Genomic DNA, 17,956 nt, shown 5'->3' with positions numbered 1-17,956 from the left:
ACATCGACGAGACCGGGGGACTCAGGACCGGAACGGGCCTGTACCACTCCAGCATGGCGCATCGTGAGGGCCGCTCGGGTCCGCTTCTGAGCGAAAGCAAGTCCTGCGGCTCGTTCCTCAGCGGCACAGCCAATAATGCCCCTTATGTCGCAAATGGGTGAGGCCAGAACTGAGACCACCAAGAGGTTCTCGTTCTGGCCCCCATCCTGCGTTTACTCCTCGAACAGGCCAGGCCGCCACTCCCGGATGTCTCCGTCGAGGTCGCCGTCGCGTAACCGATCTCGATGGCCGCTGCGTGATCACCTGCTGCAGGTCCGTCGGTACGTGTGAGCACCGGGCTTCGCTGCTCTCCCGGGGTTGCGGGAGCCCGCTTGGCGGGGTGCGCTCATGACTGGCCACTCCGGAACAAGACGATCGACCAGAGGGTGCCGGGCTCCAGTCCGTCATGAGGCGGCTCCTCGACGACGTACACCGAGGAGCGGGCTGTGGCCTCTCGGAAGTGGCTGAACCCGCCCATTGAGGGGTCAGCGACTTCTTCAAGGGCTCCACCTAGAGTCTGTAGCGCTGTCCGGAACTGGTCGAATCCCATGCGCTCCGAGAACTCCCCGTAGGACCGTGCGAGCGGTAGTGGGACCATACCCTCGAGGCCGTGGGCCAGACGATGGATCTGCAGCGAGGCGGATACGGATTCCCAGAGGCCGTCGCGTTTGGTGAAGGCGACTTCGATGAGCCCGTAGTCGCGCCGCATGTGAGACTTCTGGGCGTCGTCCAGGAAGTCGTCTCCGAGGCCCTCCTCCCAGGCTTCCGGAGGGGTGCCGAGAGGGATTTCCAGTACCTCGTTCCGCAAGGTTGCGGTCACGTAGAAGTCAATGTCTGGCATCAGTCGGCTTTCGGCTTGTTCAGCTTCTCTAGGTTCTTGATGATGAAGTGCAGTTCCGCGGCACGGTTCTTGTTCATCCCGAATTCACCCTTGTTCATGGAGTTCCGTGCGGACGTGGCCTTATCGATGATGTCGTTCCGGAGGGCCGGATTCGAGTGGATCTCATCGAGAACCTTCTGCACTTGCGCGTTGCTGGCGGTGCCGTGCTTCATCCTGATTCCCTCGGCGCCGATCCCGCCCTTGTCGTTCGGGAAGATGCGCACTTCCATGTTCTTGATGTGGATATGCGCGCCCTTGGTTCCCCAGTCCTGATACGCGACGGACGCGTGGATGTTGTACGGGGCGAGGCCGAGCGGATCGGTCCAGGTGTGGGGGTTGTTGACGTAGGTGTCCGGGTTGGGCGCCGGGTCGAGGCCGAGCGGGTCCTGGGTGAGGTAGCGGGCCGTTTCGGGGTCGTAGTGGCGGAAGTAGTTGTAGTGGAGGGCGGTTTCTGGGTCGAAGTACTGGCCGGGGAAGCGCAGAGGCGTGTACGCGGTGCTCTGTGCCGTCCACGCCGTGATGCCCCACAGTGTGGTGCGGGAGCGCCATGCGATGCCGCCGGACTCGTCGAGGAGTTCGGTGGGGGTGCCGACCAGGTCGGTGACGATCGAGAAGAAGCGCGTGTCGATCTCGTCCTGCGGGGCGTCGGCAGCCGTGACGCGTTCGAGCTGGCAGAGAGGCCGTAGGTCCTCGTGGTCCCAGGTGAGGGTCACCGCATTCGGTAGCTCGGACCCCGTGGTCGTTTGCTCGCAAAGCGTGGTGCCGTCCCACGTGAAGGCGGTCTCTTCGACCGCTGTGCTGCCGTCTGAATCGAGGCGCTGCTTGGCGATGCGACGGCCCAGAGGGTCGTACTGGTAGCGCCAGGTGGTGCCGTCCGGCGTGACCACTTCGGTGAGGCGATTCTCGGTGTCCCAGCTGTAGCGCCAGGTGTCCGGCTTGCGGGACAGGCGGGTCTTCTGCCGGAGGACGATCCGGCCTACCGCGTCGTGCTCGTAGCGGACACCGCCGGCACGGGTGATGCGGGTTCCGGTGTACGAGCGGGGGCCCGCGGCTTCCTGGCCGGGATGGTCCTGGGGCCATGAGGCGTTGGTCTGGTTGCCTGCACCGTCGTACGTGTACGACTCCGTCCAGTCGGCCGCGCGTACGGCGGTGACGCGTCCCGTGGTGTCCAGTTCGAAGTGTCGCGTGCCGCTGAGGTGGTCGTCGATGCGGATCAGGTTGTCGTCCGGACGGTAGGAGAAGGCCCGGTGCTGGACCACCCTCGCTTCCGGTCCAGTGACGGACTGAGCCACCATGCGGCCGAGGCCGTCGAAGGAACTGGCCAGGGTGAGCACGGAGTCGATGCGGCGAGTTGTCTCTCGCCCTTCCGCATCGCGGTCGAAATCGATCGCGCGGTCGGCGGTGACCGAACGGGTGAGGCTGCCGACCGCGTCGTAGGCGCGGTGGTTGAGCGCGCCGGTCGGGGTGGTGCGGTGGGTGCGGCGGCCCAGGAGGTCGTAGCTGTAGGTGGTGGTGCGGCCGTTCACCGTCTCCGCCAGGAGGCGCCCGGCGGCGTCGCGCTCGAAGAGGACGGTGGCGTCCGGACCGACCGCTTGCGTCAGCTGTCCAGCGGGGCCGTATGTGAAGGCGGTGTCGGCGCCGTGGGCGTCCTTGCGGACGAGCCGGCCGAGCTCGTCGTACGCGAAGTGGAGCGTCTCGCCCAGAGCGTTGGAGCGTGAGGTGGGGCGGCCCGCTGGATCATGGGTGTACGTGAGGGAGCGCCCGTTGAAGTCAGTCTCGCGGGAGAGACGTCCGGCCGCGTCGTACTCGTAACACCAGCTCATCCCCTGAGAGTTGGTGACTTCCGTCAAGCGGAGCTCGGTGTCGTGCGTGAAGGTATGGCGTGCACCGTCCGGGCCGGTACGCGCTGACATCAGGTCGAAGTGGGTGTACTCGAAGCGAGTGATGGCACCGAGTCCGTTGGTGTGGCTGGTGCAGTTTCCCTCGCCGTCGTACGTCCAGGACTCGCTGGTGCCGTCGGAGGTAGTACGAGAGGCGAGCTGGCCATCGGCCGTCCATTCCATCCGGGTCGTGTGGCCGAGCGCGTCGGTCATGGTGACCGTACGCCCGAAGATGTCACGTCCGAGATGAGTGGTGGCCCCCAGCGGGTCGGTGAACTCTACTGGCAATCCTGCAGCGTTGCACCGGAGCCGGGTCGTGTGACCGAGAGCGTCGGTGATCTGCTTGATGTGCCCGTGGGTGTCGTGGGCGTATTGAGTGGTCGCCCCCGTCGGGTCCGTGCTGGCGGTGCGATTACCGCGCTCGTCGTACTCCTCACGCCAGATGGAGCCGTCCGGCCCGATGACCTGTGTGACCAGACCGAGCTCGTTGTACTCGGAGGCGAGCTCACGGCCATCGGGCCTGGTGATGGACACCGGGCGCCCTTGCTCGGTGTAGCGGTAGCGAGTGGTGTGTCCCAGAGGATCGGTGACGGCGGTCAACCGGTGCTCGTCGTCCCACTCTTGGCACGTGATGTTGCCGAGAGGATCGGTCAGTCGGACGAGGCGGAATGCCTCGTTGTGTTCGTACCGGGTGACGTTGCCTCTGGAGTCGGTGACCGTTGTCGTATGCGTCGTATGCGTCGTATGCGTCGCATCGTCGTAGGCCAGAGCGCCGGACAGGAAGCCGCCGCTTCCCTCGGTGCGCACCACCCGGCCCCGGTCGTCGTAGGCATAGGTGTAACTGGTGCCGTTGCGGTCGGTCCAAGAGGTGATCCGGCCCGCCTCGTCGTAGGTAAACCGCATGGACAGGCCGCTGGAGTTGGTGACTTCGGTGAGGTGCCCGCTGTCGTTGTAGCCGTACGAGACCAGTGGTATGCCCTTGGCCTCGGGGCGGTGCGAGTCGAGGAGACGCAGGGCGGCGATGCGGGGCAGGTCGGGATGGCAGTCGATGGCGACGCGGTATCCGCCGCTGTGGCGGACTTCCGCAGGAGTGCCGTCATCCCTGTAGTGGATGGTGATCCGCTGCCCGTTGCGATCCACGATCTCCTGCAGTGGAAGGTCCACCGCGTCACCCTCGTCGGTGGGCTGCGGGCTGTGGAAGATGCAGGTCTGCCCGGTTATGGGATCCGTGACGCGCATGCCGCCGTCGGTGCTCACGTCCCAGGTCAGGGGCAGGCGCGGACCGACCTCCGGGTAGACGGGTTCCTCTGCCCCAGCGGCCGGGTGGGGATAGACCAGCCGTATGCCGTCGGAGGTGGTGTAGATGACGCCCTCGTCGTCGGCCTGGAGGCGCTGGTCGAGGGTGGAGGCCCAGGAAGGCCCGAACCAGCCTCCCCATCGGTACGACGACAGGTGGGTGCGTTCCAAGAGCAAGGGCAGGGTGCCCGGCAGTTCGACGTCGGTCTGTGGCAGCAGCACGTCGCCGGTGGCCACGTCGATCGGGTCACGGTCGAGCTTCTTGAGGATTGCCTTGATGGAAGCGGGCAGCTTCTCCCACTCCGCGGGGCGCAGCTTGAGCCGGGACAGGCCCGAACCGTCGAGCCCCAACGTCCTGCCGAGTTTCGCCAGTTCGCTGGGCTTGAGCTTGCCCAGGCCCTTGCCCAGAAGTTTGCCCAGACCTCCCAGACCCACTCCGAAAGCAGCCCCGGCTGCCAGGGCCTCCGCCAGCTTGCCCGGGTCCTTGAAGGTGCCGGGGTCCTTCAGTAGCGCGTCGAAGGCGGCGAACTTCATTCCATCGCCCGCGAGTTTGCCGGCCTTGGCGATGGTCTTGATCTCCCCGAGGGCCTTCAGCGTCCGCTCCAGGCCTCGGATCGCCTCCATCACGGTGCGGATGACCGAAGCCATGCGAGTGCCGGACTTCTCGATCCGGGCGATCAGTGCCACGACCTTCGCGGCCCGGGCGCCGGCCGCCAGGTTACCGGCTATCACGGAAAGGCCACCCGTCAGCACCGACAGGGCCAGGCTCGCGATCTCGAACTCGGCGATTTCGGCGAGGATCACACCAATCTCGGTCAGCAACTCGTGCGCCTCGTCGGCGAAGTCGTCCAGCGCCTTGGCGCCGTCGCGTAGCGAGTCAGCCATGTTGGTGGCCTGCGTGCGGGCGGTCTTGGCCCGCTTGTGGAGGGCCTTGGCGGCCTCGCCCTCCCACTCCAGGTCCTTGAGTGCCGTCTCGGCGTCGTGGGCGGCGGCGTCGAGGCCCTTGGCCAGGGCCCGCCACTGCTTGGTTATCTCCCGGATGCCGTCGGGGTCGACTGCGGGGTCGGTGATGCCGAGGAACTCCAGATTGCTGGCGAGGCTGTCACCGAAGGCGTGGTTGGCCTTGTTGATCCAGTGCAGCGGATTGAGGTCGTCGACGTCGATGCCGGGGATGTCGAAGCCCATGGATGGCTCAGCCCTTCTTGGCGCGAGCCGCGGCGCTCAGCAGGATGTCCAGCAGGTCGAAGGCGTCGGAGACGTCGCCCAGGAACTTCGCCTCGGCCTCCCACTCCTTGTGCAGGCTCGCCGTGAGCTTGGCGATGGTGTCCATGCCGTCCTGGATGTCGTCCTTGGCGCTCATCAGCGAGCCCAGCACGCCGAACGCGGACAGGTCGTGCGAAGCGGCCTTGAAGTCGTGCAGCGGCTTTCGGGTGTGGTGATCGATCTTGCCCAGCGCGGAGGCCGCCTTGTGCAGGGACTCCGCATCCTTCTTCAGGTCCGACATACCTGTCCGCCCCCGTGGGTCGAGATGGTTCTACGCGTGATGCGCCGACGCGTGCAGACCGGTCCGGCCTGCAGGCTCTGTCAGCGGTTGATGGACTGGATCTCTTGGACGTCCATGTCCTGGGTGGTTTCGAAGGTGCCGTTCGGCAGGTCGTCCCCTGTTTTCCCGGCGCCTCGCCAGGTGACCTCCCATGTCACTGACGCCTTCAGCTGGTACGGCTCCCCGGCGGTGGCGCGCAGGTACCTGACGCCACACGGGGGTGTCTTGTCGGAGTCACCCTTGGCGTAGGGCATCCCAATGTTGTCGTCGTTGATGGCGCACTCGCCGGAGGCGGGATACGTCTCCGCGTCGTCCGTGCCGGGATTCAGGTGGAGCCCGACGGGCTTGGCGATGGTCTCCGCCCACAGGTCGGTGCCGGGCAGTTCGGCACGGACCTTGACCTGCTTGAACTTGGCCTTGTCCAGCCACACCCAGGTAGGCAGGTTCACCGTGGACCGGTTCTCCGGCTTCAACTCGACCTCGGTGTCCGGAACTTTGGTCCGCTGGTAGGCGAGGTCAGCAAGCGTCTTGGTGTCGATGGCCTCGAGGATGCCTGGGTCCTTGCCGTTGTCCACCCAGAAGGGCTTGCGGTTGCAGGCGCCTGCGGCCGGGTCCTTTTCCATGTCCTTGTTCTTGACGCCCACCCACCACATGCCCTTGTCGTTCTTGGCGGTGTTGAAGTTCTTGTAGGGCTTACCGCCCTTGTAGAGCGCTTTGTCGCCCGCGATGCCTTTGGGGTCGCCGCCGACCGACGAGTACATGGACCACTTGGCTTCCGTGAAGGTCTTGAAGTCCTTGGCCTTCCAGTACGGCTCGTACCAGCAGGCAGGTGCCTTCCAGTCCATCGACGTCGGCGTGAGAGGCCCGGAATGTCCGTCCCGGGATGATCCGCCTTCCGACTTGAAGACGACCTTGGAGAAGAGGTCTTGGCCAGAGGCCTCACCGGACGTCTCCGGGGCCTGGGATCCGACGGCACCGTGGCCCCCGGCCAGAGCTTCATGCGTCCCCACGACGCACAGGACAACCGCGAGGGCCACTGCCGTCCCCTTACGCCTCACGGTTGGCACCTCTGCGCCCCCCTGTCCTCGCTGAGATCACGCGTCTGCCAGACGCCGTCCTTGTTCTTCGTCATCGCGGTGTTGTAGTAGACGTAGCTGTCCGGCGAGGTCTTGACCTTCGTGACCTTGTTCGTCTTACGGTCCTTGGAGTTCGACCGGCTTTCGTCCGCGCAGTACGTCACTGCCGCCGAGGTCTTACTGAAGACCGTCACCTGACGGTCGAAGTAGCGGGTGGTGCCCGTCCAGCTGATGTTCTTGCCGATGGCACGCTTGGCGTACTCGGAGAGCCCCATGAGCGCGCGGTCCGTCGTGTAGAAAGCAATGGCCGAGTGCTTCAGATCGCCGGATGCGAGAGCCGCGTCCACTGCGTTGATGCGCCGCTCGTTGTCCGCGAGGATCGCGTCTTTGACCGCGTCCCTGGTCTCCCCGCCCTCGAAGACGTTCTTCATGTCGGCTGGCAGCTTGATCTCCGGCCGGTCGATCCCGTCCGTCGCCGCAGATGGCGACGGCGACGCCGACTTCTTTCTGCCGGTGTCCGCCCCGGCGATCTTGCCGTTGTCCTTGTCATCGCCCGAGCCACCGCAGGCGGTCAGCAGCAGGGCCGCACATGCTGTGAGCGCGGACGTCGCGAGCCGGATCGAGCGATTCACAGAGATCTCCGGGAAGTAGGAACTAAGCCAAGCAAACCAACGCTATCTGTGACGACGTGGTGACACTGAGGCGGGGGGAGACGATGGCCGGAGCTCGGTGGGGCGGATCGGACAATACGGGTGCGGCGTACACGGATTGCAGCGGGAGGCGGGTGAGACGGGGCTGAATGCCGCCCATGCCGCGCAGGAACCGAGACCATCCAAGGAGGGGCGCTCGCCTCGGTAGCCGTCGCCTCGGGCCAGGGCGTGTACCTGGTCAAATCTGTCTGGCTTCACACCAGTTCGCCGGAGGGCAGACAGGAAAGACCCCGGGAGGGGCTGGTACGTGGCCGCAGGGCATGTCAACGTACAACGCCTTGCAGGAGAAGCACCCCTGACCCCGCAGAGGCGCCCCTGCATCCGCACCACCCCATCGAGCCCTGCTTCGCGCACAGGTCTCGGTGAACTGGGTCATCCCGCGCCACCTGGCCGGTGACGACGGCGATCTCGCCGAGCGGATGGGTGACGTCCTGGCCGGCCTCGGCTGGCGCATGTGGCCGCCTTCCCGCAACACTCTGCTGTAGGTGAGTCGGGACGAGCTGCGCGGTGCCGAGTGGATCCTCGCCAGCTACCCGTTCGAGCTGGGCGGGTCGCCTGTCGCCCGGCAGCTGAGCGCCTGCCCACATGCCGGCTCCGCCATGACCGAACGGAACGCGTGCTTCACCGGCGGTGTCCCGCACGAGGTGCTCGCCGATCTCCTTGTCGCGATCGACGCCCGTGAGGCACCCGACGTCGGCTTCGAGGGCCCGAAGAGGGCCCTGACCGCGCTCCGCGCCCAGGGCCGGCTCCGCGGCGCGGACTGGCCCGGCACCACTGCCACCGACCCGGCTTCTGCTGCACCGTGTTCGGGCTCGTCACCCAGCGGCCTGATCGTCGGCAGCGAGCGGCCGAAGCCCTGTCCGTGGAGTCCGTGGAAGTCCACGGCTGCCCCTTCTGCGCAACTGAGACCACGTAACGACGAAGGGTCCGACCGCTGAGCGGTCGGACCCTTCGTTTGCCCTGACGGGCGAGTGCGGAGGATACGAGATTCGAACTCGTGAGGGGTTGCCCCCAACACGCTTTCCAAGCGTGCGCCCTAGGCCACTAGGCGAATCCTCCGCCGCAAACAATACAAGACGTTGGGGAGTGCTCGCGAACACGATCCCGAGGTCGTCGACGTGATCGTCGTCATGTCGTCCTCGGGTCGGTCCCGGGGACGGTCCGGGCCGGGGGCGGCGTCGCTTCCGGGGCCGGGGATCCGCTACTGTGGGGGCCAGCCCCTCACGTGGCGCTATCTGACTGAACTCCCCCAGGGCCGGAAGGCAGCAAGGGTAGGTCGGCTCTGGCGGGTGCGTGGGGGGCGCTTTGCGTTCGGGCGGTCCGGGTTGTCGGTGGTCGCCTATAACCTCGTAGGCGTGTCGTCTCTCGCCTTGTACCGCCGCTATCGCCCGGAGTCGTTCGCCGAGGTCATCGGGCAGGAGCATGTGACCGACCCGCTGCAGCAGGCGCTGCGGAACAACCGGGTCAACCATGCCTACCTGTTCAGTGGCCCGCGCGGCTGCGGCAAGACGACGAGCGCGCGCATTCTGGCCCGCTGTCTCAACTGTGAGCAAGGACCCACTCCCACGCCCTGCGGTGAGTGCCAGTCCTGCCGCGACCTGGCGCGGAACGGGCCGGGTTCCATCGACGTCATCGAGATCGACGCCGCGTCGCACGGTGGTGTCGACGACGCGCGTGACCTGCGCGAGAAGGCCTTCTTCGGCCCCGCGTCCAGCCGGTACAAGATCTACATCATCGACGAGGCCCACATGGTCACCTCGGCGGGCTTCAACGCCCTCCTGAAGGTGGTCGAGGAGCCTCCGGAGCACCTCAAGTTCATCTTCGCGACGACCGAGCCCGAGAAGGTCATCGGCACGATCCGTTCGCGCACGCACCACTACCCGTTCCGCCTGGTGCCCCCCGGCACCCTCAGGGACTACCTCGCCGAGGTCTGCGGGCACGAGTCCATGACCGTCGAGGACGGGGTCTATCCCCTGGTCGTGCGGGCCGGTGCCGGTTCCGTGCGGGACTCCATGTCCGTCATGGACCAGCTCCTCGCCGGCGCGGCCGAGGACGGCGTGACGTATGCCATGGCGACGTCCCTCCTCGGGTACACGGACGGCTCGCTGCTCGACTCCGTGATCGAGGCCTTCGCCTCCGGGGACGGCGCCGCCGCCTTCGAAGTCGTGGATCGCGTCATCGAGGGCGGCAACGACCCGCGGCGCTTCGTCGCCGACCTGCTGGAGCGGATGCGGGACCTGGTGATCCTCGCGGCCGTGCCGGACGCCGCCGAGAAGGGGCTCATCGACGCCCCCGCCGACGTCGTCGAGCGGATGCAGGCCCAGGCCGGTGTCTTCGGAGGCGCCGAACTGAGCCGCGCGGCCGACATCGTGAACGAGGGCCTCACCGAAATGCGCGGCGCCACCTCGCCGCGGCTCCAGCTGGAGCTGATCTGCGCGCGCGTGCTGCTCCCCGCCGCCTATGACGACGAGCGGTCCGTCATGGCCCGCCTCGACCGCCTGGAGCGCGGCGGCAACTTCGTCCCTGGCGGCCAGCGCCCCGGCCCCGCGATGGGGTACGTCCCCGGGCCCGAGGCCCACGCGGGCGTGCAGCAGTCCGGGGGCGGGATGCCTGCGGGTGCTCCCGCGGGTGGTCCCTCGGGAGGCCCGTCGGGCGGTCCCGCCGATATGGGGCAGCCGGTGGCGCCCGGGGGCGGTCCTGCCGCCGCGCGTGCGGCGGTGCGGGGGTCCGGCGGTCCGCAGGGGCAGAGCCCGGGCTCGGGTTCGGACGTGAGTGGTCCGGCGCCGCAGGCCGCTCCGCAGGCTTCTGAAGCCCCTCCCGCGCGTCAGGCGGCCCCGGCGGAAGTTCCCGCGGCCCCTGCCGTCCCTGCCGCCCCTGCCCCTCCTCCCGCTGCGGCCGGTGAGCGGCGGCCCGGCGGCTGGCCCACGGCCTCTGCCCCGGGCAGCGGCCCGGCGGCCTCCCCCTCCCCCTCCGCACCCGCGGCCGCGTCCCCCGCCGCCCCGGAGTCGGCCCCCCGTCCGGGCGGCTGGCCCACCGCCGCGACCGCGGGAAGCAGCACTCCGGCCGCCCCGCAGCCCGCCCCGGCGCAGGCCCAGGCCCCGCAGGCCCCCGCCCCGATGGCCGCCCAGGCCCCCGCGGGCGGCCCCGACCCCCGCACCCTGTGGCCGAACATCCTCGAGGCGGTGAAGAACCGCCGCCGCTTCACCTGGATCCTGCTGAGCCAGAACGCCCAGGTGGCCGGGTTCGACGGGACGACCCTCCAGATCGGCTTCGTCAACGCGGGCGCGCGGGACAACTTCGCCAGCAGCGGCAGCGAGGACGTGCTGCGGGCCGCGCTGTCCGAGCAGTTCGGCGTGGAGTGGAAGGTCGAGGCGATCGTCGACCCGTCCGGCGGCTCCGCGCCCCCGCCGGCCGCCGGAAACTTCGGCGGCGGCGCCCCGGCGGCCCCCCGCCCGGCCGCGCCCCCGCGCCAGCCGACGCCACCCCCGGCGGCCTCATCGGCCCCGTCACCCCAGGCCCCGCCCCCGCCGGCCCCGGACCCCGCCCCGGCCCCCCGGTCGGCCCCCGCCCCGGAGCACGTGTCCCCCGAGGACGACATCCCCGAGGACGACGACCCGGACCTGGTGGAGTCGGCCCTCTCCGGTCACGACCTGATCATGCGGGAGCTGGGCGCGACGGTGGTCGACGAGTACCCGAACGAGTAGAGCGAGTAGAGCGAGTAGGACCAGCCGTCCCTACCCGGGCCTGACGTCGCGGGGCAAACGGGTGGGTGGGCGGGAGGTATCCGCCGCGGAGCGGTGGTGTGGGTTTTCCGGGTCCGAAGGCACGGGGAGCCGCGGGCAGAAAACCGGCCGGGCCCCGGAGGGGTACTCCCGAGCTGGAGGAACGTACAAGAGGCTGGAAAAGCCAGATCTGGCAGCCCGTACGAAGACATGCCGCACCGCGGGCTAGGCTGACCACCGTGAAGGTCCTCGTCATCGGCAGTGGTGCCCGCGAACACGCCCTGTGCCGCTCTCTGTCCCTCGACCCCGACGTCTCCGAGCTGCACTGCGCCCCCGGCAACGCCGGCATCGCAGAGGTGGCCGAGCTGCACCGGGTCGACGCCCTCGACGGCGCCGCCGTGACCGGCCTCGCCAAGGAGCTGGGCGCCTCTCTCGTCGTCGTGGGCCCGGAGGCCCCCCTCGTCGCGGGCGTCGCCGACGTCGTGCGCGCGGCGGGCATCCCCTGCTTCGGCCCCTCCGAGGAGGCCGCCCGACTTGAGGGCAGCAAGGCGTTCGCCAAGGACGTGATGGCCGGCGCGAGCGTGCCGACCGCCCGGTCGTACGTCTGCACCACCCCGGCCGAGATCGACGTGGCCCTCGACGCCTTCGGGGCGCCGTACGTCGTCAAGGACGACGGCCTCGCGGCGGGCAAGGGCGTCGTCGTCACCGACGACGTCGAGGTGGCCCGCGCACACGCCCTGGCCTGCGGCCGCGTCGTCATCGAGGAGTTCCTGGACGGCCCAGAGGTCTCCCTCTTCGCGATCACCGACGGCGAGACCGTCGTCCCGTTGCAGCCCGCCCAGGACTTCAAGCGCGCGCTCGACGGCGACGAGGGCCCGAACACGGGCGGCATGGGTGCCTACTCGCCGCTCCCGTGGGCCGACCCCAAGCTGGTCGACGAGGTCATGGGATCCGTGCTCCAGCCGACCGTGGACGAGCTGCGCCGCCGCGGCACCCCGTTCGCGGGGCTGCTGTACGCGGGCCTGGCGATCACGAGCCGCGGCGTGCGCGTCATCGAGTTCAACGCCCGTTTCGGCGATCCCGAGACCCAGGTCGTCCTCGCCCGCCTGCGGACCCCGCTCGCCGGGCTCCTGATGGCCGCGGCGACCGGCAACCTCGCCGACCTGCCCCCGCTGCGCTGGAGCGACGAGGCCGCGGTGACCGTGGTCGTCGCCTCGCACAACTACCCCGGCACGCCGCGCACCGGCGACCCCATCGAGGGGCTCGACGAGGTGGCCGCGCAGGATGCCCCGGATGCGTACGTCCTGCACGCCGGGACGGCACGGGACGGCGACGCCGTCGTCAGCGCGGGCGGGCGGGTGCTCTCCGTGACGGCGACCGGCGCCGGTCTCACCGAGGCCCGCGAGCGCGCGTACGCCGCGCTGTCCCGCATCCGCCTCGACGGCTCCCAGCACCGCACGGACATCGCGGCGAAGGCGGCCGCGGAGGCGTGAGCCACCGGCCGCCCGGCCGCGCTCCCGCCCGTCCCTGCGCTCCCTCCTGACCCCGCGCTCCCGCCCGACCCAGCGCTCCCTCCCGGGCGCGCTCCCGCCCGGCCTCCCGACGTTCCGCTTCCCGGCGTTCCGCTCTCCGGCTTTCCGCCGACCGCAGGCCCCGGATCCGACACTGGATCCGGGGCCTTCTCAGCATCCACCTTTAGCCAAAGCCATTCCATCGAGTGACCGGTGGGCCATCCGGCTGACGGGGCGGGACACCCCAACTAGGGTGCGACGAAAGCGTTCAAGGCGCCCAGAGCCAAACAGACCACCGGCATTGCGATGTCGGTGGCGGGTGCCACAGTGGGGGAGTGAGCAACACCAAAGCCGTTGATGTGCGCCGCCGGCCCGGGCCGGCGGCCGAGCAGTAGGCAGCAGGGGGTGCCATCGGTCGTGTCAGGTACGGGTGTGGAGGTGGGCGCGCAGGCCGCGCGCTCCCGGGCCCTCGCTGTGCTGCGCCTGCGCAGCAGGGCGCTGGCCGTCGCCCTGCTGCCCGCGGCCGTCGCCGTCGTGCTGATCGCGGCGGGGGCCACGGGCCATGCGGGCGGCGGGAGTTGGGACGTCGTCCGCTGGGTGGTGTCCGCCGTGGCTCTGCTCGTCCTGCTCGGCGCGGCCGGTGTCGCCCTGGTCGTCGCGAGAGCCAGGCCGGCCCTGAGTCCCACCGTCCCGATCGCCGAGGCGTCCGCCCCCGATCTGTACCGCCTCGTGCGGGACCTCGCCGACCGCCTGGACGTGCCCGCGCCCTCGGCCATAGCGCTCACGCCGGACTGCGACAGCTGGCTTGAGGACCGCACCCACCCCGCGCACGGCCCGCCCGTACGGGGCCGCGGGGCCCGGCGCGGTCAGGCGGGCGCCTCCGCGGCGAAGGGCGGCGAGGCGGCGAAGGGCGGCGCGGCGGCCGACGGCGCGCGCGGCGGGCGGACCGCGCAGAGCCCGGCCTCCGTCGCACCCGTGCTCGTCATCGGCTCCCCGTTCCTGTGGTGGATGCGGGTCGGTGAGCTGCGCGCCGTGCTCGCCCCGGTCGTCGCGGGGACGGGTCCCTCCGCGCACCCCGACATAGCGGCGGCCCGCCGCTTCGTCCGCGGGCTCGATGCCGCCGTCGCGGTCGCCTCGGCCCCGGGCCGCGGCGCCCTCCCGCGCGTGGTGCTCGGCGGGGTCGGCCGGGTCGCCCGGCTCCTGCTGCGCCACTGCCGGGTGCACGCCGCCGAGATGGAGCGCGGCGTCGCCGCGGCCGCCGCCGAGCGCGCCCAGACCGTGGACTACGGCGTGCGGATCGTCGCTCAGGAACAGGTCGGCCTCGCGTACGCGGGCTGGGACCGCCTCCTCACCCGCGTCGCCCTGCCCGCCTGGCGCATGGGCCGCTGGCCCTCGCGGCTCGACGCGGGCGTGGTCTCGGCGCTCACCGAGCTGTCCCGCAGGGACCGCCTCGCGGAGGGCTTCGCCTCGCGTCTGGGCGAGCGCCCCGCCTGTGACCTGCTGGAGGAGCCGGGCTCGGTGGACGAGGCGGCGTCGCTCCTCGCCGCCCGCCTCTTTCACGGCGGGCCCGCGGAGGCGGGACCCGACTGGGCGCCGGTGGCCTGGCAGGAGTATCCGGACGAGGTCGTCGACCGGAAATGGCGCATGGACGCCGCCCGGCTGCACCGCGTCCTGGACTCCCTGGGCGTCAGCCGCTCCCCCGACCCGACGGCCCCCGGCCCGGAAGGACCGACTCTCGGCCGCGTCCTGGACCACCTCACGACGGTCGCGTCAGACGGTACGGGGAGTGCGGCGCCGGAGCATGGCGACCCCGGGCGGGGTGCGTCGGACGGTACGGGGGGTGCGGCGCCGGAGCATGGCGACCCCGGGCGGGACGCCTCGGACGGTACGGAGGGCGCGGGGCCACAGCACGGCGGACCCGGGCGCGACCCCTCGGACGGCGTCCACCCGATGACGTCCGACCCCGCCGCCGAAGCCACCGCCGACCCCGCCGCCAACCCTGCCGCCGACCCCGCCGCCACCCTCTTCCCCGCGGTGGACGAGGGCGCCGACGACGCCGACGACGGGAGCCGGGGCGGGATGCTCGCCGCGGGCCTCACCGCCGAGCTCGCCCGCGAGGAGGCCGCAGCGCCGCCCCGCCCCGCGCCCACCGGGCAGGGGCCGGACGAGGCCCTCTGGGACGACGGCGCACTGCCGCTCTTCCCGCTGCAGCCGCCCCGTACGGGCCGTGAGCTGCTCGCCGACCACGTCACGGCGATGGTGTGCTGCGCCGCCGTGGACACCGCGGGGGCCGCCCCCGGACTCGACTGGCTCGACGGCCCCGCCCTGCTGGTCGGGGGCGAGCGCGCGGCGGATCTCAGGCCGCGCGTCCTGCGCCTCGTCGAGGACGGCGACCCGTCCCCGTTGCGGGACTGGCTCACCCGCCTGGGCATCCGGCCGGAAAAGCCGGTCCGGCTGGTCTGACGGCCGGCCGTCCCCCACGCACCACGATGCGCCCCTCCGCACCGCACCACGCCCCGGTCCGCACCGAACCCGCTGGCCGGGACCGTCCGCCCGCTACCCCTCACGCCACCCCGCCGCCACCCCATCCGCCAGGACGCCCGGAATGTCGCATTCCATTCCATTCAATTCGCGACGAACGGTGACGGCGCGCCTGCGTAATGTGATGTGCTGGGAGAGGCCGCCGGACCGAACGCACCATCAGGCGCCGCAGGCTCGGGGGAGCTAGGGAGGGGCAGGGATGAAGTCGGAGCCGATTCGCCGCTGGGAATCAGGTGCACTCGCGCACGCCGTGTCGGACCCTTTCGGCCAGGGCCCGCTGCCCTGGCTGCGCGGTGCCGAGCACTACTTCGACGACACGGGCCACGTCGTGCCCTGGTACGTCGACCACGCCCCGGCCCCCGGCGCGAACATCCCCGCGCCCCGCACCGGCGGCCCCCTCACCGCCGACGACGTGCGCCGCCAGATCAAGGGGTTCACCTCGACCGGCGCCGCCGCCCCGGGCGAGGCCATCGACTTCCACGTCACGGTCGACCCGCCCCAGCAATTCGGCGTCGACATCTACCGCATCGGGCACTACGGAGGCGACGGGGCATCGAAGATCACCACCAGCCCCCGCCTCTCCGGCATCGTCCAGCCCGCCCCGCTCACCGCCGACCGCACGGTCTCCTGCCATCACTGGTGGCTCTCCTGGCGCCTGCAGATCCCCAGCTACTGGAGCATCGGGGCGTACGTGGCGGTCCTCACCACCGCCGACGGGTACCGCTCGCACGTCCCCTTCACGGTCCGCGACGACCACCCCGCCGACCTCCTGCTGCTCCTGCCCGACGTCACCTGGCAGGCGTACAACCTCTATCCCGAGGACGGCCGCACCGGCGCCAGCCTCTACCACGCGTGGGACGAGCACGGCGCTCTCCTCGGGGAGAGCGAGGCCGCGGTCACGGTCTCCTTCGACCGTCCGTACGCGGGCGCGGGCCTCCCCCTGCATGTCGGCCACGCCTACGACTTCATCCGCTGGGCCGAGCGGTACGGCTACGACCTGGCGTACGCGGACGCCCGCGACCTGCACGCGGGCCGCATCGACCCCACCCGGTACCGCGGCCTGGTCTTCCCCGGCCACGACGAGTACTGGTCGATGAGCATGCGCCGCACCACCGAGCGCGCCCGCGAGCACGGCACCTCGCTGGTCTTCCTCTCCGCCAACACCATGTACTGGCAAGTGGAGTTGGGCCCGTCCCCCTCCGGCGTCGAGGACCGCCTCCTCACCTGCCGCAAGCGCCGGGGCCCCGGCCGTCCCGCCCTCTGGCGCGAGCGGGACGGCGGCAAGGCGGCCGAGCAGCAGCTGCTCGGCATCCAGTACGCGGGCCGCGTCCCCGAGCCGCGCCCCCTCGTCGTCCGCAACGCCGACCACTGGCTGTGGGAGGCCACCGGGGCGCACGACGGCGACGAGATCGAGGGCCTGGTCGCGGGCGAGGCCGACCGGTACTTCCCGCGGACGGCGCTCCCCGAGCACCAGGGCCGCATCCTGCTCGCCCACTCCCCGTACGAGGACGCCGAGGGCGTCACCCGCCACCAGGAGTCCTCGCTCTACCGCGCCCCGTCCGGCGCCCTGGTCTTCGCGTCCGGCACGTTCGCCTGGTCACCGGCGCTCGATAGGCCCGGCCACGTGGACCCCCGCGTCCAGCGCGCCACGGCCAACCTCCTGGACCGCATCTGCAAGCGCGACTGACCCGGCCGTACCGCTCCGCCGCACCGCACTGCACCACCCCGCACCGCACCGCCCCACTCCACCACCGCACCGCCCCGCTCAGCCCCTGGCCAAAACCACACGTCCCATGCGGGAGAATCGACCCCACTTGGCCAGAACCACGGGAGGGAACCGTGTCCGGATTCGTAGAAAAGCCCGAGCCCCCAGAGGTCCCGGGCCTGGTCCACCTCCACACCGGCAAGGTGCGCGAGCTGTACCAGAACGAGGCGGGCGAGCTCGTCATGGTCGCCAGCGACCGCCTGTCCGCCTATGACTGGGTGCTGCCCTCGGAGATCCCCGACAAGGGCCGCGTCCTCACCCAGCTCTCCCTGTGGTGGTTCGACCAGCTCGCGGACCTCGTCCCGAACCACGTGATCTCCACGGACCTGCCCGCGGGCGCCCCCGCCGACTGGGCGGGCCGCACCCTGGTGTGCAAGTCCCTGGAGATGGTCCCGGTCGAGTGCGTCGCCCGCGGCTATCTGACGGGCTCCGGCCTCCTGGAGTACAACGACTCCCGCACCGTCTGCGGCCTCGCCCTGCCCGAGGGCCTGGTCGACGGCTCCAAGATGCCCGCGCCGATCTTCACGCCCGCCGCGAAGGCCGCCGTCGGCGAGCACGACGAGAACGTGTCGTACGAGGAGGTCGCCCGCCAGGTCGGTGCCGAGACCGCCGCCCAGCTGCGCCAGGCGACCCTCGCCGTCTACGGCAGGGCGCTGGACATCGCGCGCGAGCGCGGCCTGATCCTCGCGGACACGAAGTTCGAGTTCGGCTTCGAGGGCGAGCGTCTGATCCTCGCCGACGAGGTGCTCACCCCGGACTCCTCCCGCTTCTGGCCCGCGGACCAGTGGGAGCCCGGCCACGCCCAGCCCTCGTACGACAAGCAGTTCGTGCGGAACTGGCTGACCTCGCCCGCCTCGGGCTGGGACCGCGGAAGCGAGCAGCCGCCGCCGGCCCTGCCGCAGGACGTGGTGGACGCCACCCGCGCCAAGTACATCGAGGCGTACGAGCGGCTGACGGGCACGCCCTGGTAGGTCGGCGTGCGGGCGACGCACG

The 17,956-nt window shown here is 70.6% G+C and carries 12 protein-coding genes, 1 tRNA gene and 1 other RNA gene; 8 read left to right on the top strand and 6 right to left on the bottom strand.

The window, feature by feature from the left end; genetic code table 11:
* Positions 1-385: 385 nt before the first annotated feature.
* The 5 genes from ACFVYL_RS33735 to ACFVYL_RS33715 form a co-directional block, all read right to left on the bottom strand.
* Positions 386-880 carry a hypothetical protein gene (locus ACFVYL_RS33735; RefSeq protein ID WP_389722770.1) on the bottom strand — a complete coding sequence of 165 codons (495 nt, stop codon included), beginning with the start codon at positions 878-880 and terminating at the stop codon, positions 386-388.
* A complete protein-coding gene (locus tag ACFVYL_RS33730) occupies positions 880-5,280 on the bottom strand; it encodes a DUF6531 domain-containing protein (RefSeq protein ID WP_389722768.1) in 4,401 nt (1,466 codons plus the stop codon). The genes ACFVYL_RS33735 and ACFVYL_RS33730 overlap by 1 nt, the downstream gene beginning before the upstream one ends.
* A gap of 7 nt (positions 5,281-5,287) precedes the next feature.
* Positions 5,288-5,599, bottom strand: a complete 312-nt coding sequence (locus ACFVYL_RS33725; RefSeq protein ID WP_389722766.1) for a hypothetical protein — start codon at positions 5,597-5,599, stop codon at positions 5,288-5,290.
* 80 nt (positions 5,600-5,679) lie between these two features.
* Positions 5,680-6,483 (bottom strand): hypothetical protein, encoded by an 804-nt coding sequence (locus ACFVYL_RS33720; RefSeq protein WP_389722764.1) that lies wholly within the window; start codon positions 6,481-6,483, stop codon positions 5,680-5,682.
* A 209-nt stretch (positions 6,484-6,692) separates the two neighbouring features.
* Positions 6,693-7,346: a hypothetical protein gene (locus ACFVYL_RS33715; protein ID WP_389722762.1), complete on the bottom strand. Its 654-nt coding sequence runs from the start codon at positions 7,344-7,346 to the stop codon at positions 6,693-6,695.
* A gap of 440 nt (positions 7,347-7,786) precedes the next feature.
* On the opposite strand from ACFVYL_RS33715, the gene ACFVYL_RS33710 reads away from it, so the two are divergent.
* Together ACFVYL_RS33710 and ACFVYL_RS33705 are read left to right on the top strand one after the other, a co-directional pair.
* The gene (locus ACFVYL_RS33710; RefSeq protein WP_389722760.1) at positions 7,787-7,909 is read left to right on the top strand and encodes a hypothetical protein; all 123 of its coding nucleotides are present in this window, start codon (positions 7,787-7,789) and stop codon (positions 7,907-7,909) included.
* A complete protein-coding gene (locus ACFVYL_RS33705) occupies positions 7,910-8,362 on the top strand; it encodes a DUF317 domain-containing protein (protein ID WP_389722758.1) in 453 nt (150 codons plus the stop codon). It begins immediately after the preceding gene.
* A gap of 36 nt (positions 8,363-8,398) precedes the next feature.
* Here ACFVYL_RS33705 and ACFVYL_RS33700 read toward each other — a convergent pair.
* Positions 8,399-8,483: transfer RNA gene (locus tag ACFVYL_RS33700), tRNA-Ser, on the bottom strand.
* Positions 8,484-8,636: 153 nt separating this feature from the next.
* Here ACFVYL_RS33700 and ffs point away from each other — a divergent pair.
* The 6 genes from ffs (at position 8,637) to ACFVYL_RS33670 (ending at position 17,934) form a co-directional block, all read left to right on the top strand.
* Positions 8,637-8,735, top strand: an RNA gene (gene ffs / locus ACFVYL_RS33695) — signal recognition particle sRNA small type.
* Between the two features lie 44 nt (positions 8,736-8,779).
* Positions 8,780-11,128 carry a DNA polymerase III subunit gamma and tau gene (locus ACFVYL_RS33690; RefSeq protein ID WP_389722756.1) on the top strand — a complete coding sequence of 783 codons (2,349 nt, stop codon included), beginning with the start codon at positions 8,780-8,782 and terminating at the stop codon, positions 11,126-11,128.
* Positions 11,129-11,385: 257 nt separating this feature from the next.
* Entirely contained in the window at positions 11,386-12,639 is a 1,254-nt protein-coding gene (purD, locus tag ACFVYL_RS33685; protein WP_389722754.1) for a phosphoribosylamine--glycine ligase, read from the top strand.
* 435 nt (positions 12,640-13,074) lie between these two features.
* Complete coding sequence (locus ACFVYL_RS33680; protein WP_389722752.1) at positions 13,075-15,120, top strand: hypothetical protein; 2,046 nt, start codon at positions 13,075-13,077, stop codon at positions 15,118-15,120.
* A 277-nt stretch (positions 15,121-15,397) separates the two neighbouring features.
* The gene (locus ACFVYL_RS33675) at positions 15,398-16,885 is read left to right on the top strand and encodes a N,N-dimethylformamidase beta subunit family domain-containing protein (protein ID WP_389722750.1); all 1,488 of its coding nucleotides are present in this window, start codon (positions 15,398-15,400) and stop codon (positions 16,883-16,885) included.
* Between the two features lie 152 nt (positions 16,886-17,037).
* A complete protein-coding gene (locus ACFVYL_RS33670; RefSeq protein ID WP_389722748.1) occupies positions 17,038-17,934 on the top strand; it encodes a phosphoribosylaminoimidazolesuccinocarboxamide synthase in 897 nt (298 codons plus the stop codon).
* The last annotated feature ends 22 nt before the right edge of the window (positions 17,935-17,956 follow it).

The sequence above is a fragment of the Streptomyces sp. NPDC058308 genome (assembly GCF_042880275.1).
GTDB lineage: Bacteria > Actinomycetota > Actinomycetes > Streptomycetales > Streptomycetaceae > Streptomyces.
This window is presented reverse-complemented; position numbering and strand designations above follow the sequence as displayed.

Excerpts from the sequence above, each read along its gene's own strand:
- ACFVYL_RS33725 (WP_389722766.1), bottom strand. The coding sequence starts at position 5,599 with ATGTCGGACCTGAAGAAGGATGCGGAGTCCCTGCACAAGGCGGCCTCC.
- ACFVYL_RS33720 (WP_389722764.1), bottom strand. The coding sequence starts at position 6,483 with ATGGACTGGAAGGCACCTGCCTGCTGGTACGAGCCGTACTGGAAGGCC.
- ACFVYL_RS33735 (WP_389722770.1), bottom strand. The coding sequence starts at position 880 with ATGCCAGACATTGACTTCTACGTGACCGCAACCTTGCGGAACGAGGTA.
- ACFVYL_RS33675 (WP_389722750.1), top strand. The coding sequence starts at position 15,398 with ATGAAGTCGGAGCCGATTCGCCGCTGGGAATCAGGTGCACTCGCGCAC.
- ACFVYL_RS33730 (WP_389722768.1), bottom strand. The coding sequence starts at position 5,280 with ATGGGCTTCGACATCCCCGGCATCGACGTCGACGACCTCAATCCGCTG.